The sequence below is a fragment of the Amycolatopsis eburnea genome (assembly GCF_003937945.1).
Lineage (GTDB): Bacteria > Actinomycetota > Actinomycetes > Mycobacteriales > Pseudonocardiaceae > Amycolatopsis > Amycolatopsis eburnea.
In genome coordinates this window covers 712,254-729,867 of the sequence record NZ_RSEC01000059.1, presented here as the reverse complement: position 1 = coordinate 729,867, position 17,614 = coordinate 712,254, and the positions used below count along the sequence as shown (strand labels likewise).

The window sequence follows — 17,614 nt, the reverse complement described above, 5'->3', positions numbered from 1 at the left end:
GTCACGCTTCCTGGTCGGAGGCGAGGCTTTCCAGCTCGCCCAAGATGAGTTCCTCGACGGTCCCGGCGAGCCCCGCGATCGTCCGCGCGGTGAGCACGTCGGCCGGGGTCACGCGGACCGCGAACAGCGCGCTCGCCTTGGCCGCGATGTGCAGGCTCTTCAGCGAATCACCGCCGAGGGCGAAGAAGCTGTCTTCGGCGCCGACGCGGTCCGTGCCGAGGACCTCGGTCCAGATCGCCGCCAGTGCCCGCTCGGTGTCGGTCTCGGGCTCGACGTGCTCGGTGATCCCCGCGGCGGGTGCGGGCAGGGCTCGCCGGTCGACCTTTCCGTTGGCGCTCACCGGGAACCGGTCCAGCGCGACGAACGCCGACGGCACCAGGTAGTCCGGCAGCACCCCGGCCAGGAACTCGCGCAATGCCACCACGTCGGCCTCGGAAACCACGTACGCCACCAGCCGCTTCACCCCCGGCTGGTCCTCGCGGACGACGACCGCCGCCTGCGCGACCTCGGGGTGGCGGGCCAGCACGGCCTCGACCTCGCCGGGCTCGACGCGGAAGCCGCGCAGCTTGACCTGGTCGTCGGCGCGGCCGAGGAATTCCAGCGTTCCCGCCGCCGTCCAGCGGACGACGTCGCCCGTGCGGTACATGCGTTCGCCGGGCGGGCCGGCCGGGTCGGCGACGAACCGGTCGGCGGTCAGGCCGGGCCGGCCGCGGTAGCCGCGCGCCAGGCCCGCGCCCGCGAGGTACAGCTCCCCCGGCACGCCCGGCGGTACCGGCCGCAGCGAGCGGTCCAGCACCCGGGCTCGCGTCCCGGCCAGCGGGCGGCCGATCGGGATCCGGTCCGGGACCACCTCGGCCATCGGGTGCGAGGTGGCGAACGTCGTCGTCTCGGTCGGGCCGTACCCGTCGACGACCCGCAGGCCCGGGCACGCGGCCAGCACCCGCCGCACGGCCGCCGCGGGCACGACGTCCCCGCCCGTCCAGACCTCGCGCAGGCCCGCGAAGCAGTCCGGGGTTTCCTGCGCCAGCACGCGGAACAGGCCCGCGGTCAGCCACATCGCGGTCAGCCCGTGCTCGCGGACCAGCTCCCGCAGCGTCACCTCGTCGACGCCGTCACCGGGGGCGGCGACGACCGTGCCGCCGTTCAGCAGCGGCACCCACAGCTCGTACGTCGTCGCGTCGAACGCCAGCGGCGAGTGCAGCAGGACCCGCTCGTGCGCGCCGCCGCGGAACCGCTCGTCGGCGGCCAGCGCGGCCACGTCGCGGTGGCGCACCGCGACGCCCTTCGGCGTGCCGGTCGAACCCGAGGTGTACATGACGTAGGCGACCTGCTCCGGATCGACGGCGACCACCGGATCGGTGTCCGGCTCGTCGTCCACAGAGGACAGCAGGATGGTGGTCGCGTGCGGCTGGTCCGCCTCGGCGACGACGAACCGGACGCCGTCCAGCAGCAGCCGTTGCCGCTCGAGGGGCGCACGCGTGTCGAGCGGCAGGTAAGCCCCACCCGCCTTGACGACGGCGAGTTCGGCGACCACCGCACCGGCCCGGCCGAGCGCGAGCCCGACCGGCTCCTCCGGCCGCAGACCGAGCCCGACCAGCCGGTTGGCCAGCCGGTTCGCCCGGCGGTTCAGCTCGGCGTAGCTGACCTCGCGGCCGTCCAGGACCGCCGCCACCGCCTCCGGGCGGGTCCGGACCTGCTCGGCGAACAGATCCGGCAGCGAGCGGGACGGCGGTTCGGCGCCGGTCACCGACCACTCGCCCAGCAGTCGCTCCTCAGCAGGCGAGAGCAGCGGGACCGCGCCCACCGGCCGGTCGCCGTCGGCGGTCAGCTCCCGCAGCAGCGTGAGCAGGTGCCCGGCGAGCCGGGTGGCCGTCGACGCGTCGAACAGCGCCGGGTCGTACCCGAAGTCGACCGCCAGCTCCCGGCCGGGCGACGCGACGACGGTGAGCGGGAAGTTGGTCGTCTCCCGCGCCGAGAGGTCGCGCACGGTCAGGCCGTGCCCGGCTTCGGCGGCGGTGATCGGGTAGTTCTCGAACACCACCAGGCTTTCGCACAGGTTCACCCCGCCCGGCAGCCCGGCCCAGCCCTGGACCTTCGCCAGTGGCAGGTGGCCGTGCCGGCGGGCCTCGGCCTGCGCGGCCTGCAGCCCCGCCAGCCAAGCCGCCACCCCGGCACCGCGGTCGACGGCGACCCGGACCGGCAGCGTGTTGATGAAGATGCCGGTGATCTCGTCGACGCCCGTGATCTCGGCCGGGCGGCCGGACGCGGTCGCGCCGAACACGACGTCGTCGTGCCCGCTGTAGGCCGCCAGCAGCAGCGCCCACGCGCCCTGCAGCACGACGTTGTGGGTGAGGCCGTGCCGCTTGACGAACGCGTCCAGCCGCGCGGTCTCGGCCTCGCTCAGGTGCACCGGCAGCCACTCGGACGAACACGGAACGGACGCGGACGCCCGGTCGCCCGGGATCGGCGTGGGGCCTTCGACGCCCGCGAGCGCGGCGCGCCAGAAGCGTTCGGCGCCGGCCTGGTCGTGCTCGGCCAGCCAGGCCAGGTAGTCCCGGAACGGCGGCCGGGTGGGCAGCGGCTGCCCGGCGTAGGCGGTGCAGACGTCCGAGAGCACCTGGAAGACGCTCCAGCCATCGAGCAGCACGTGGTGGAACGTCCACAGCACCTGGACTTCCGTCGCCGACACCCGGGCGAGCGTGACCCGCATCAGCGGCGCGACGGCGAGGTCGAGCCCCCGCGCGCGGTCCTCGGCGACCAGCTTCCGCAGCTCGTCGGCCGCCTCGAGCCCGGTCCAGTCGACGAGGCGGACCGGCAGCCGCACGTCGTTCCGCACGACCTGCAGCGGTTCCTCGACTCCGGCCCAGACGAAGGCCGTGCGCAGGACCGGGGTCCGGTCGACGACCCGCTGCCACGCCTCGGCGAGCCGCGCCGAATCCGTGACGCCGTCGAGCACGAACGTCGCTTGCTCGACGTACATGCCTTGCCCGGTCTGGGAAAGGCCGTGGAAGACCATCCCGCCCTGCATCGGCGTGAGCGGGTAGACGTCCTCGACCGCCCGCCCGTCGCCGACGAGTGCGTCCACTCCTGCTTGGTCGAGCGCGGCCAGCGGGAAGTCCGACGGCGTGCGGCCGCCGGCGTCCGGGGCGGCGCAGTGGGCGATGATCTCCCGCAGCGCGGCCAGCATCCGGCCGGCCAGCGCTTCGACGGTGGAGCGGTCGTGCAGGCCCGTGGCGTGCGACCAGGTCACCTCCAGCGTCCCGCCGGTGACCCGGCCGACGACGTCGAGCGCGTGGGTCCGGGGCGCGTCCGGGTCGACGTCGGCGTCGAGCGGCCCGGCCCGGAACGCGCCGCCGCCGGCGTCGTCGAAGCGGCCGAGGTAGTTGAAGCTCACCAAGGGGTCGATGTCCGGCGCGGTGCCGGTCAGGTACCGCAGGGCGCCGTAGCCGATGCCCCGTCGCGGGACCGCGCGCAGCTGCTCCTTCACCGTCTTCAGCGCCGCGCCCCAGTCTTCGGGGACGTCGAGGGCGACCGGGAACACGCTGGTGAACCACCCGACCGTCCGCGACAGGTCGACGTCGTCGAAGAGTTCTTCGCGGCCGTGGCCTTCGAGGTCGATCACCGGCGCCTGACCGGTCCAGTCGTGCAGCACCCGGCCCAGTGCGGCCAGGAGGACGTCGTTGACCTGCGTCCGGTAGACGTCGGGCACGTCTCGCAGCAGGGCCCGGGTTTCGTCCTCGGTGAGCCGGACGGTCACCTCGGCGGTCCCGTCGATCGTGGCGGGCCCGTCCCCGTCGGCGGGCAGCGGCGGCACCGGCGGCAGGGCCCGCCAGTGCGCCAGCTCGTCGTCGAAGCCGCCGGCCGCCGCGTGCCCGGCCAGGCGCCGGGCCCATTCGACGTACGACGTCGTCTTCGGCGCGAGTTCCCCGCCGCGGTAGGCGGTTTCGAGGTCCTCCAGGAGGATCCGCCACGACACGCCGTCGACCGCGAGGTGGTGGACGGCCAGCAGGACCCGCCGTCCGTCGAGGACCGCCGCCAGCAGCGGCCCGTGTTCGACGTCGAAGCTGACGTCGCCGGCGAGCAGTTCGGCGGGCCAGACCGGTTCACCGTGCTGGACGCGTCCGCGCGGCGTCTGCTCGAACCGCAGGCGGAGTGCGTCGTGGTGGGCCCAGACCGCGGCCAGGGCCCGGCGCAGCGCGGGTTCGTCGATGTCTTCGGCGAACTCCAGCACCACGCGCTGGTCGAACCGCTCCGGCTGGGTGGCGAAGTACCAGCGCTGGATCGGGGTGAGCGGGGCCGTGCCGGTGACCGGGCCCTGCTCGGCGCGCGGCTCCGCACCGCCACCGGCGTGCGCGGCCAGCGTGGCGAGCGTCGGGTGCCGGAACACGTCGTGCGGCAGCAGGGTCAGCCCGGCGCGGCGGGCCCGCGAGACCACCTGGATGCTGAGGATCGAGTCGCCGCCGAGTGCGAAGAAGTTCGCGTCGGCGCCGACGTCACCGGTGCCGAGCACGTCGGCCCAGATCGCCGCCAGCGTCCGCTCGGCTTCGGTCGTGAGGGCGGTGCGCGCGCCGGCACCGAACTCGGGTGCGGGCAGGGCACGCTTGTCGAGCTTCCCGGTGACGGTCAACGGGAACCGGTCGAGCCGGACGAACGCGGCGGGCACCATGTAGTCGGGTAATGTCCGGGCGAGGAACGCGGCGAGGTCGTCGGCCTCGCCGGTGTGGTACGCGACGAGCCGCTTGATCCCGTGGTCCTCCCGCGCCAGCACGGCGGCCTGACCGACGCCCGGGTGCGCGGCCAGCGCGGCCTCGATCTCGCCGGGTTCGATCCGGAACCCGCGGACCTTGACCTGCTCGTCGGCGCGGCCGGTGTACTCCAGCTCGCCGCGGGTGTTCCAGCGGACGAGGTCGCCGGTCCGGTACATCCGCTCCCCCGCCGGCCCGAACGGGTCGGGCCGGAACCGGTCGGCGGTCAGGGCGGGGTCGCCGAAGTACCCGCGCGCCAGGCCCGCTCCGGCCAGGTGCAGCTCGCCGGGCGCGCCCGGCGGCACCGGCCGCAGGTCCGCGTCGAGGACGTAGGCCCGCATGTTGTCCAGCGGCTTCCCGATCGGAACGGTCTCCGGTACCGCGCCCGGCATCGGGTGCGAGGTCGCGAACGTGGTCGTCTCGGTCGGGCCGTAGCCGTCGACGACGGTGGTCTCCGGGCAGGCTTCGCGCACCCGGCGGACCGCGGCGGCCGGGACGGCGTCGCCGCCGGCCCAGACCTCGCGCATGCCGCGGAAGGTGTCCGGGGCCTCCTGGGCCAGCAGCCGGAACAGGCCCACGGTGAAGAACGCGCCCTGGACGCGGTGCTCGGCGATGATCCGCCGGTAGGTCTCGACGTCGAGGTCGCCGGGCGGGGCGACGACGACCGTGCCGCCGTTCAGCAGCGGCACCCACAGCTCGTACGTCGAGGCGTCGAACGCCGGGGACGCGTGCAGCAGCACCCGCTCGTGCGCGGCGAACCGCCGGTCGGCGGTCAAGGCGACGACGTCGCGCTGGCGCACCGCCACGCCCTTCGGCTTGCCCGTCGAACCCGACGTGTACATGACGTACGCGAGGTTGTCCGGAACCGCTTGCCGCACCGGGGCTTCGGCGCGCGGCCCGCCGGGCAGCACCACGTGTCCACTGTGGACTACGGTCGCGGCACGGGCCTCGTCGGTGACGAGGATCGGCACGCCGGTCAGCAGAGTCTGCAGCCGCGGCGCCGGCGCCCGGGTGTCGAGCGGCAGGTACGCCGACCCGGCCAGGACGGCCGCGAGTTCGGCCACCACCAGGTCCACCGAGCGGTCCAGCAGCACGCCGACGACCGTCTCGGGCCCAGCGCCGAGCGCGGCCAGGTGCCGGGCCAGCCGCCCGGCGCGGTCGGCCAGCTCCGCGTAGGTCAGGCGGACGTCGTCGCCGTCGAGCGCGACGGCGTCCGGGGTCCGGGCCACCTGCGCGGCGAACAGGTCGGCAAGGGTGCCGTCGGGGACCGGGTGGGCCGTGTCGTTCCAGGCGACGAGTACCTGGTGGCGGTCGGCGGCGGTGAGCAGGTCGATGCCGTCGAGCGGGCGGTGCAGGTCTTCGGCGAACGCGTCGAGGACGCCGGTGAGCTGCCGGGCGATCCGCTCGGCGGTCGCGGGCTCGAAGAGGTCCGGGTCGTAGCCGACGTCGATGCTGATCCGCTCCCCCGGCGAGGCGACGACGCTGAGCGGGTAGTTGGTCGCCTCGGCGGCGTCGACGTCCCGCAGCCGCAGCCCCTGCGCCGCGCCGGCGGCGGAGTCGACGGGGTAGTTCTCGAAGACGACGAGGCTGTCGAAGAGGCTGCCGGTGGTCCCGCTCCACGCCTGCAGCTTCGTCAGCGGCAGGTGGCCGTACCGGCGGGCTTCGACCTGGCGGGCCTGCAGCGCGGCGAGCCAGTCCGCGACCGGCGAGCGGTCCGCGGTGACCCGCACCGGCAGGGTGTTGATGAAGATGCCGGTGATCTCGTCGGCGCCGGGCAGGTCGACCGGGCGGCCGGACACGGTGGTACCGAAGCAGACGTCGCGCTCGCCGCTCAGCCGGGACAGCAGCAGCGCCCACGCGCCCTGCAGGACGGTGTTCATCGTCAGGCCGGCGCGGCGGGCGGCGTCCTGCAAGCGGGCCGAACTCTCTACCGGCACGCGCAGCCATTCCGAGGAGCGGGTCGCGTGGGCGTGGGCCGGCGCGCGGTCGAAGGGCAGCCGCGCGGGCGCGGTGAGGTCGCCGAGTTCGCCGCGCCAGTACCGTTCGGCCTCGGCGTCGTCCTGGCGGCCGAGCCAGGCGACGTAGTCCCGGAACGGCGGCCGCTCGGGCAGCGCACCGCCGGCGTAGGCGGCGAAGACGTCCGAGAGCACGCCGAAGACGCTCCAGCCGTCGAGCAGCACGTGGTGGAACGTCCACAGCACGCGGACTTCGGTGTCCGAGAGCCGCGCTAGGGTCAGCCGCAGCAGCGGGCTCGCGGTCAGGTCGAGACCTTCGGCGCGGTCGGCGGCGACGACGTCCCGCCACGCCTGCTCCTGGTCCGCGCCCCGCCAGTCGAGGTGGGTGACCGGGACGGTGACCTGCCGCCGCACGACCTGCACCGGCTCGGGTACGCCTTCCCAGACGATCCGCGTGCGCAGCACCGGGGTCCGGTCGACGACCCGCTGCCAGGCCCGCGCGAGCGCCTCCGGGTCGTCGACGCCGTCGAGGACGAAGGCGACCTGCTGGAAGTAGACGCGCTCCTCGCGCTGGGCGAGGGCGTGGAAGACCATGCCGCTCTGCATCGGGGTGAGCGGGTAGACGTCCTCGACGGACCGGCCGTCCCCGGCCAGTTCGTCTACTGTGGACTGGTCGAGGCGCGCCAGCGGGAAGTCCGACGGCGTGCGGCCGCCCGCGCCGGGCTCGGCGCAGTGCCGGACGATCTCGTGCAGCGCCGAAGCCATTCCGGTGGCAAGGCGTTCCACAGTGGACTCCCGGTGCACGCCCTCGGCGTAGTACCAGGTGAGTTCCAGCTCGCCCGCCTCGACGCGGCCGACGACGTCGAGCAGGTGCGCCCGTGCCGAGCGCGGGCTCTCGTCGGACTCCAGCCGTCCGGAGCCGAACCGGCCGAGGTAGTTGAAGCTCACCTGCGGGTCGATCGCCGGGGCGGTGCCGGTCAGGTACCGCAGGGCGCCGTAGCCGATGCCCCGCCGCGGCACCGCGCGCAGCTGTTCCTTGACGGACTTGAGCGCCGTGCCCCAGTCGTCCGGGACGTCGAGCGCGACCGGGAAGACGCTGGTGAACCAGCCGACCGTCCGCGACAGGTCGACGTCGTCGAAGAGGTCTTCGCGGCCGTGGCCTTCGAGGTCGACGACGGGTGTGCCGCCGGTCCAGTCGCGCAGCACCCGGCCGAGCGCGGTCAGCAGCACGTCGTTGACCTGCGTGCGGTAGGCCGCGGGGACCTCGCGCAGCAGCGCCTCGGTCTCCGTTGCGGAGAGCCGCACGGTGACCGAGCGCATCGATGCGACGGTGTTCGGCCCGGAGCCGTCGACCGGGACCGCGGTTTCCCCCGCCACGGCTTGCCAGTGGCCGAGTTCGTCGTCGAAACCACCGGCGGCCGCGTGTTCGGTGAGCCGGGTCGCCCACTCGCGGAAGGACGTCGTGCGCGGCCCGAGGTCGATCGGCTCACCCTTCAGCGCTTGCGCGTAACCGCGGTCGAAGTCCTCGGCGAGCACGCGCCACGAGACGCCGTCGACGACGAGGTGGTGCACGGCGAGCCGGACGTCGTGGGTGGAAAGGTCGAGGCGTACCAACGGGGTTTCGGCACCGACCGGACCGTTCTCCTGCTGTTCGCCGGTGAACCGCATCCGCAGGGCGTCGTGGTGTTCCAGCACCGCGTCCACGGCTTTCCGGGCCGCCGCGAGGTCGACCCGCTCGGGTCCCAGGTGGACGAACTGGTGGAAGTGCGCCGGCTCGGCCGTCTGGGTCGCGAAGAACCAGCGCTGGATCGGGGTGAGCGGCACCGGGCCGCTGACCGGGCCGCGCTCGACGGCTTCGGCGGCGGTGCGGGCCGCGGCCGCCAGCGCGGCCGGGGTGCGGTGGGTGAACAGGTCGCCGGGCAGCAGCTCCAGCCCGGCGCGCCGGGCCCGGGACACCACCTGGATGCTGAGGATCGAGTCGCCGCCCAGCTCGAAGAAGTCGTCGGTGATCCCGACGCGCTCGGCGCCGAGCACTTCGGCCCAGATCGCGGTCAGCTCCCGCTCGCGGTCGGTGCGCGGCGCGACGTGGTCGTGGCTGCCGAAGTCGGGTGCGGGCAGGGCCTGGCGGTCGAGCTTCCCGTTGACGTTGACCGGGAACCGGTCGAGCTTCACGAACGCGGCCGGGACCATGTAGTCCGGCAGTGTCCGGCCCAGGAACTCGGCCAAGCCTTCGGTCTCCCCGACGACGTAGGCGACCAGGCGCTTCACGCCGCCGTCCGCGCGGGCCAGCACCGCGGCCTGCACGACGTCCGGGTGCTCGCCCAGCGCGGCTTCGATCTCACTCGGCTCGACGCGGAAGCCGCGCACCTTGACCTGCTCGTCGACCCGGCCGACGAACTCGAGCGCGCCCTCGTCGTCCCAGCGCACGAGGTCGCCGGTGCGGTACATCCGCTCCCCCGGCGGCCCGAACGGGTCGGCGACGAACCGCTCGGCGGTCAGGCCGGGCCGGCCGAGGTAGCCGCGGGCCAGCCCGGCGCCGGCGATGTGCAGCTCCCCGGGCGCGCCCGGCGGGACGAGCCGGAACTCGTCGTCGAGGACGTAGACCCGCGTGTTGTCCAGCGGCGCGCCGATCGGCACGACGTCGGGGACCTCGCCGGGCAGCGGGTGCACGGTCGCGAACGTCGTGGTCTCGGTCGGCCCGTAGACGTCGGCGACCAGCGTGTCCGGGCACGCGGCCTGGACGCGGCGCAGGGCGACGGCGGGCACGGCGTCGCCGCCGGTCCAGACCTCGCGGACCCCGGCGAAGACCTCCGGCGCTTCCTGGGCGACCAGCCGGAACAGGCCGGTGGTGAGGAACGCGCCGGTCACGCCGTGAGTCGTGAGCACGCGGCCGAGCGTGTGGACGTCGAGGTCGCCGGGCGGGGCCAGGACGACCGTGCCGCCGTTGAGCAGCGGCACCCACAGCTCGTAGGTGGCGGCGTCGAAGGCCTGCTGGGAGTGCAGCAGGACGCGGTCGTGCGCGGCGAAGCGCCGGTCGGCGGCCAGCGCGGCGACGTCGCGGTGCCGCGCGGCCACGCCCTTGGGCGTCCCGGTCGAGCCGGAGGTGTAGATGACGTAGGCGAGCTGGTCGCGGTGGGTCGTGACCGCGGGCGGGGTCGCCGGTGCGTCGCCCGCGCCGGTGACGATCACTCCACTGTGGACGTCTTCGGCGGTGGCCAGCCAGTTCCGGTCGGCCACCAGGATTTCGGCACCGGCCTCGCGCAGCAGCAGCCGCATCCGCTCAGCCGGGGCGCGCAGGTCGAGCGGGAGGTAGGCCCCGCCGGCCTTCACGATCGCCAGCTCGGCGGCGACGAGCGCGGGCGAGCGGTCCAGCAGCACCGCGACCCGGTCTTCCGGCCGGACGCCGAGGTCGAGCAGCCGGTGGGCCAGGCGGTTCGACCACGCGTCCAGCTCGGCGTAGGTGACGGACTCCTCGTCGGTGACCAGCGCGACCGCTTCGGGGTCACGCCGGACGGCGGCGGCGAACAGCTCCGGCAGGGAACCGCCCGGGAGCGGGCACGCGGTCGCGTTGCGCTCCTCCAGCAGCTGCCGGGTCTCGGCGGCCGACAGCATCGGGATCCGGCTCACCGGCTCGTGCGGGGTAGCGGCGAATCCGCGGACCAGCGCGGCGAGGTGGTGCGCCAGCCGCCCGGCGAGCGCGGGCGCGATCACGTCCGGGTCGTGGTTCAGCACCAGTGACAGCCGGCGGCCCGGGTAGGCGACGACGCCGAGCGGGTAGTTCGTGCGCTCGGCCGCCCGGACGTCCCGCAGCCCCGGCACCTCGGCGGCGGGGTAGTTCTCGAAGACGACGATGCTGTCGAAGAGGCTCTGCCCGGAGCTGCCGCCGAGCGCCTGCAGCCGGGTCAGGCCGAGGTGGCCGAACCGGCGGGCCTCCGCCTGGTTCGCCTGCAGGTCACGCAGCCAGTCCGCGACCCCGCGGTCGCGGTCGAGCCGCACCCGCACCGGCAGCGTGTTGATGAACAGGCCGGCGATGTCGTCCGCGCCGGGCAGCTCGGCCGGACGGCCGGACACCGTGGCGCCGAAGCACACCTCGGTCTCACCGCTGTAGCGGGCCAGCAGCGCCGCCCAGGCACCCTGCACGACGGTGTTGACCGTGAGGTGGTGCCGCCGCGCGAAGGCCTGGACCGCGGCCGACGTCTCGTCGTCGAGTTCGACCGGGACGCGGCCGGTCGAGCTGGCCGTGTGCGCGCGGGTGGCGGTCCGGCCGCCGGGCAGCGGCGTCGGCGTCACGCCGGCGAGTTCGGCCCGCCAGTGGGCTTCGGCGCGCTCGTCGTCCTGCGCGGCGAGCCATTCGGCGTAGTCGCGGAACGGCCGCCGGGCGGGCGGCTCCTCGCCGCGCAGCACGGCGAGGACGTCGGACAGGACACCGAAGACGCTCCAGCCGTCGAGCAGCACGTGGTGGAACGTCCACACGACCCGCACCGAGGTGGCGGAATCCTTCGCGATGACCAGCCGCATGAGCGGCGCCCGCGCCAGGTCGAGCCCTTCGGCGAGGTCGGTTTCCAGCAGCCGGGCCAGCTCCGCGTCGGCGTCCACTGTGGACCAGTCCGGGTAGGACACCAGGACCTCGGCGGCCCGCTGGACGACCTGCACCGGCTCCGGCACGCCCTCCCAGGCGATCCGGCTGCGCAGCACCGGCGTCCGGTCCACGACGCGCTGCCAGGCCTCGCCGAGCCGTCGCGGGTCCGGTACGTCGTCGAGGGCGAACGAGATCTGCTCGAAGTAGTTGCGGTCGCCGCGGCGGGCCAGGCCGTGGAAGACCATCCCGGCCTGCATCGGGGTCAGCGGGTAGGCGTCTTCGACGTCCGCGCCGAGCGCGTCCACCGCGGCCTGGCCGAGGCGGGCGAGCGGGAAGTCCGACGGCGTGCGGCCGCCCGCGCCGGGCTCGGCACAGTGCCGGATGATCCCGCGCAGCGCGTCGAGGAAGCTCTCGGCGAGCCGGGCGACGGTGGCCTCGTCGTGCACGGTTTCGGCGTAGTGCCAGGTGAACCGCAGGGTGTCGCCGTCGGCCTGGCCGACGACGTCGAGCAGGTGCGGGCGGCGGCCGGCGAGGTCGGCGTCGAGGGACACGTCGCCGGGCGGGCCCGCGTAGAGGTCGCCGGCGAGGTCGAACCGGCCGAGGTAGTTGAAGCTCACCGGCGGGTCGATCGCCGGGGCGGTGCCGGTCAGGTACCGCAGGGCGCCGTAGCCGATCCCCCGGCGGGGCACCGCGCGCAGCTGCTCCTTGACCGACTTGAGCGCCTCGCCCCAGTTTTCGGGGACGTCCAGCGCGACCGGGTAGAGGCTGGTGAACCAGCCGACCGTCCGGGACAGGTCGACGCCGTCGAACAGTTCCTCGCGGCCGTGGCCCTCCAGGTCGATCACCGGGACCCCGCCGGTCCAGTCGCGCAGGACCCGGCCGAGCGCGGTCAGCAGGACGTCGTTGACCTGGGTGCGATAGACGTCCGGGACCTGCCGCAGCAGCGCCCGGGTCTCCTCGGCGGACAGGCGGACGGTGACCGTGCGCTCCTCGGCGACCGTGTTGAGCCCGGTGCCGTCGACCGGGAGCGGGGTGACGGCCGGAAGCGCGCGCCAGTGGCCGAGTTCGTCGTCGAAGCCGCCCGCCTCCGCGTGCGCGGACAGCCTCGTGGCCCACTCTTGGAACGACGTCGTCCGCGGGCCGAGTTCTCCCCCGCGGTAAGCGGTTTCGAGGTCCTCGAGGAGGATCCGCCAGGAGACGCCGTCGACGACGAGGTGGTGGGCGGACAGGTGCAGCACGCGGCCCGACAGCGACCAGCGCAGCAGCGAATGCCCGTCGTCCGTGGCGGCGTTTTCCAGCCGCCAGGTGCCGTCGCCGGCGCGGCTGAACCGCGTCCGCAGGGCGTCGTGGTGCTCGGTCAGCCGGGCGAACGCGCCGGTGAGGGCGGTTTCGTCGACGTCCTCGCCGAGTTCGACCGAGATCGCCTGGTCGAACCGGTCCGGCACCCGGACGGTCTCGAAGAACCAGCGCTGGATCGGCGTCGGCACCACGGCGCCGGACACCGGCCCGCGGACCGGCGCCGCTCCGGCTTCGGTCACCACCGCGGCCAGTGCCGCGATCGTCTGGTGCCGGAACAGGTCGGCGGTGGTCACTTCGAGCCCGGCCCGCCGGGCGCGGGCGCTGACCTGGATGCTGAGGATCGAGTCGCCGCCGAGTGCGAAGAAGTTGTCGTCGGCGCCGACGCGTTCCACGCCGAGCACCTCCGCCCAGATCCCGGCGAGCACGGCCTCCCGCGCGGTGCGGGGCGCGCGGCCCCCGGTCTCGACCACCGGTTCCGGCAGCGCCCGCCGGTCGACCTTCCCGTTGGCACTCAACGGCAACGCGCCCAGCACGACGATCGCCGACGGCACCAGGTAGTCCGGCAGCGTGCGTCCCAGCGCGCCGCGCAGCGCCTCGGTGTCCACAGTGGCCCCGTCGGCCGGGACGACGTACCCGACGAGCCGCTTGCGGCCGCCGGTCGCCCGCACGACGACCACGGCCTGCGCCACCGCCGCCTCGGCGGCCAGCGCGCGTTCCACCTCGGCCGGTTCGACCCGGAAGCCGCGGATCTTGACCTGGTCGTCGGCGCGGCCGGCGAACTCGAGGGTCCCGTCGGTGCGCCACCGCGCGCGGTCGCCGGTGCGGTACATCCGCTCGCCGGGGACGCCGAACGGGCAGGCGACGAACCGGCCGGCGGTCGCGCCGGGCCGCCCGGCGTACCCGCGCGCGAGGCCGGGTCCGGCGAGGCACAGCTCGCCGAGCGCGCCGCGCGGCACCGGGCGCAGGTGCTCGTCCAGCAGGTACCCGCGCATGCCGGCCAGCGGGGTGCCGATCGGGACGACCTCGGGGACCGCGCCGGTCATCCGGAAGGCCGTCGCGAACGTCGTGGTCTCGGTCGGGCCGTACCCGTCGACGACGGCCAGGCCGGGGCAGGCGGCCAGGACGTCGCGCACGGCGTCCGGCGGGACGACGTCCCCGCCGGTCCAGACCTCCCGCAGCCCGGTGAAGCACCCCGGGTCCTCCTCGGCGAACAGGCGGAACAGCCCCGCCGTCAGCCACATCGCGGTGACCCCGTGTTCCGCGACCAGTGCCCGGACCGCGTCGGCGTCCAGGTCCCCCGGCGGGGCGACGACGACGGTCCCGCCGGTCAGCAGGGGCACCCACAGCTCGTAGGTGGACGCGTCGAACGCCAGCGGCGAGTGCACCAGCACCCGCTCGTGGGCGCCACCGGCGAACCGCGGGTCGGCGGCCAGCGCGACCACGTCGGCGTGGCGGACCGCGACACCCTTGGGCAGGCCGGTCGACCCGGAGGTGTACTCGACGTAGGCCAGGTTGTCCGGGTGGAGCGCGACTTCGGGTGCACCCGCAGCCTCGTCCACATCGGACACCAGCAGCGTCTGTCCGGCGTGGACAGTCGTGGCGGTGTCGTGCCACCGGTCGTCGGTGAGCAGGAGGTCCGTGCCGTCGAGCAGCAGCCGCAGCCGGTCGGCGGGCGCGCGCAGGTCCAGCGGGAGGTAGGCACCGCCCGCCTTCAGGATCGCCAGCAGGGCCACGACGAGGTCGGCCGAGCGGTCCATCAGCACGCCGACGCGGTCCTCCGGCCGGACGCCCAGCCGGACGAGCCGCCGGGCGAGCCGGTCCGCGCGGGCCCGCAGCCCGCCGTAGCCCCAGCGGACGTCGCCGAAGACCACGGCGGGCGCGTCCGGGTGCTCGGCCGCGACGCGGTCGAACCGCGCGGTGACGGTCTCCCGCGGGGTGGCGTCGACCGCGGCCGGGAGCAGGAACCGGCGGTCGTCCGGGGTGAGCAGCGGCAGCGCGTCCACCGGGCGGGCCGGGTCGGCGGCGATGCCTTCGAGGAGTACTTCGAGGCTCTCGGTCAGCCGGGCGATGGTGGCGGCGTCGAAGAGCGCGGTCGCGTACTCCACCGTGACGCGCAGACCGTCGTCACGCGGCCAGAACTCGATCACCAGGTCGAACCGGGCGGACGGCCGCGGCAGGTCGTGCTCGCGCACCCGCAGCCCCGCGACTTCGCGCGGCCGCACCAGCGGCGTCTGCAGCACGACGACGGCCTGCACCAGCGGCGTCCGAGAGGGATCACGGTCCGGCTGGACCTCTTCGACGACGCGGTCGAAGGGGACGTCGCCGTGCGCGAACGCCTCCAGCACGGTTTCCCGGAACGCGCCGAGGAAGTCCTCGAAGGACTGCCCACCGTCCACTTCGGACCGCAGGACGAGGGTGTTGACGAAGAACCCGGTCAGCGGTTCGAGTTCGGCCCGGTCGCGCCCGGCGACGGCGGTGCCGACTGCGATGTCGCGCTGCCCGCCGTAGGCCGTCAGGAGCAGTTGCACGGCCGCGGTCAGCGTCATGAACGGCGTCGCCCCGAACGGCCGCCCGGCTTCGGTGACCCGCCGCACGAGACCGGCGGGCAGGTCGTGGTGGTGGACCGCGCCCGCGGTGTCGCGCTGCGCGGGACGCGGCCGGTCGGTCGGCACGGCGAGCGGTTCGACGCCGTCGAGCCGCTCCCGCCAGTAGGCGGCCTGCTTGTCCACATCGGACTTCTGCTGCCAGCGCGTGTAGTCGCGGTAGCCCAGCGGGAGCGGCGGCAGGCTGGCGCCCGCGTACAGATCCAGCAGTTCGCCGGTCAGGATGCCGATCGAGCGGCCGTCGGTGACGATGTGGTGCTGGCACAGCACGAGCAGGTGCTCGCCGGGCCCCTGCGGGTAGAGCACCGCCCGCGTCAGCGGCCCGGTGCGCAGGTCGAACGGGGTGGCCAGCTCGGCCGCGAGGACGTCGTCGTCCGCGGGGGTTTCGGCGATCCGCAACGGGATCTCCGCCGTAGGCGCGATCCGTTGCACCCCCTCGCCGTCGACCGAATCGAACGTCGTTCGCAGCGATTCGTGGCGGGCGCAGAGGTTCGCCAGCGCACCGCGCAGGGCCTCGACGTCGAGCGGGCCGGACAGCGCCAAGCCGACGCCGGTGTTGTACTCGGCGCTGCCGCCGGCCAGTTCGTCCAGGAACCACAGCCGCCGCTGGGCCGGGGACAGCGGGAGCACCTCGGCTGGCGGGGTCACCGGGATCGCGGCCTCGTCGGCGCGCGGCGCGGCCTCGACCAGCCGGGCCAGGGCGGTGACGCTCGGCGCGTCGAAGATCGCCCGGGCCGCCAGGCGGACGCCGAACGTCCGGCGCACCCGGGACAACGCCTGCACCGCGAGGATCGAGTCGCCACCGGCGGCGAAGAAGTCGTCGCCGGCGCCGAGGCGGGCCACGCCCAGCACGTCGGCCAGCACGCGGGCCAGCTCGCGTTCGGTGTCCGTCCGCGGCTCGGTGCCGCGCTCCCCCGGGTCCGCGGGCGGCGCGGGCAGCGCGCGGCGGTCGACTTTCCCGTTGCCGCTCAACGGAAGTGCGTCGAGGACGACGAACGCGGACGGCACCATGTAGTCCGGCAGGGCCGCGGCGGCGACGGCCCGCAGGTCGCCGGGGTCGGCGTCCGGCGCCGCGACGACGTAGGCGACCAGCCGCTTGGCGCCGGGCCGGTCCTCCCGGGCCACGACCACGACCTCGGCGACCCCGGGCGCGGCGGCGAGCACCGTCTCGATCTCGCCCAGCTCGACGCGGAAGCCGCGGACCTTGACCTGGTCGTCGGCTCGGCCGAGGAACTCGAACTCGCCGTCGGCGTTCTGGCGCACCAGGTCACCGGTGCGGTACATCCGGTCGCCGGGCGCCCCGGCCGGGTCGGCCACGAACCGGTCCGCGGTCGCGCCGGGCCGGGCCCAGTACCCGCGGGCCAGCCCGGCCCCGGCCAGGTGCAGCTCGCCGGGTTCGCCGGGCGCGACCGGGTTCAGCGCGCCGTCCAGCACGCGCACGCCGACGTCGTCGAGCGGCCGTCCGATCGGGACGGCGTCGGGCACCCGGTCCGCCGACGGCATCCGGTGGCTGGTCGCGAAGGTGGTGGTCTCGGTCGGCCCGTAGCCGTCGACCACGGTGAGGCCGGGGCAGGCACGCAGCACGCGCCGGACGGCGCCGGACGGGACGACGTCACCGCCGGTCCAGACCTCCCGCACGCCGCGGAAGCAGTCCGGCGCTTCCTGCGCCACGATGCGGAACAAGCCGGCCGTCAGCCAGAGCGCTGTGACGGCGTGCCGTTCGAGGAGCCCGCGCAGGGTTTCGACGTCGAGGTCGCCGGGTGGGGCGACCACGACCGTGCCGCCGGAGAGCAACGGTACCCACAGTTCGTACGTCGTCGCGTCGAACGCGGCGGGCGAGTGCAGCAGCACCCGGCGGTGCGCGTCCCCGGCGAACCGGGTGTCCGCGGCCAGCGCCGCCACGTCCCGGTGCCGGACCGCGACCCCCTTCGGCGCGCCGGTCGAGCCCGAGGTGTGCATGAGGTAGGCGAGCCGGTCACCGTCCACATCGGGCAGTTCGCGGTCCCGTTCCGGCAGCGGCTGCCTGGCTTCGACGACGGGTCCACTGTGGACCCTTCCGGCGCGCCCGGGGTCGTCGGTCACCAGCACCGAAACCCCGGCGGTGGCGAGCACCAGCCGGAGCCGGTCGTCCGGCGCCCGCAGGTCGAGCGGTACGTAGGCGCCGCCGGCCAGCACGACCGCCAGCTCGGCGACCACCAGCTCGGCCGAGCGCCGCAGCAGGAGCCCGACCCGGTCCTCCGGGGACAGTCCCAGCCGGAGCAGGTGCGCGGCGAGCCGCTCGGCGCGGTCGGCCAGCTCGGCGTAGGTGAGCCGGTCTTCGCCGTCGACCGCGACGGCGTCCGGGGTTTCGCGGACCCGGGCGGCGAACAGCTCGGTCAGTGCCCCGGTTCTCGCCGGGGAGTCTTGCACGGTCATCGTCGGTCGCACCTTCCG

General features: G+C 74.8%; 1 protein-coding gene. It reads right to left on the bottom strand.

Annotated elements, in window-relative coordinates:
• Position 1: 1 nt before the first annotated feature.
• The gene (locus EIY87_RS35415; RefSeq protein ID WP_449657970.1) at positions 2–17,590 is read right to left on the bottom strand and encodes a non-ribosomal peptide synthase/polyketide synthase; all 17,589 of its coding nucleotides are present in this window, start codon (positions 17,588–17,590) and stop codon (positions 2–4) included.
• Between the last annotated feature and the right edge of the window lie 24 nt (positions 17,591–17,614).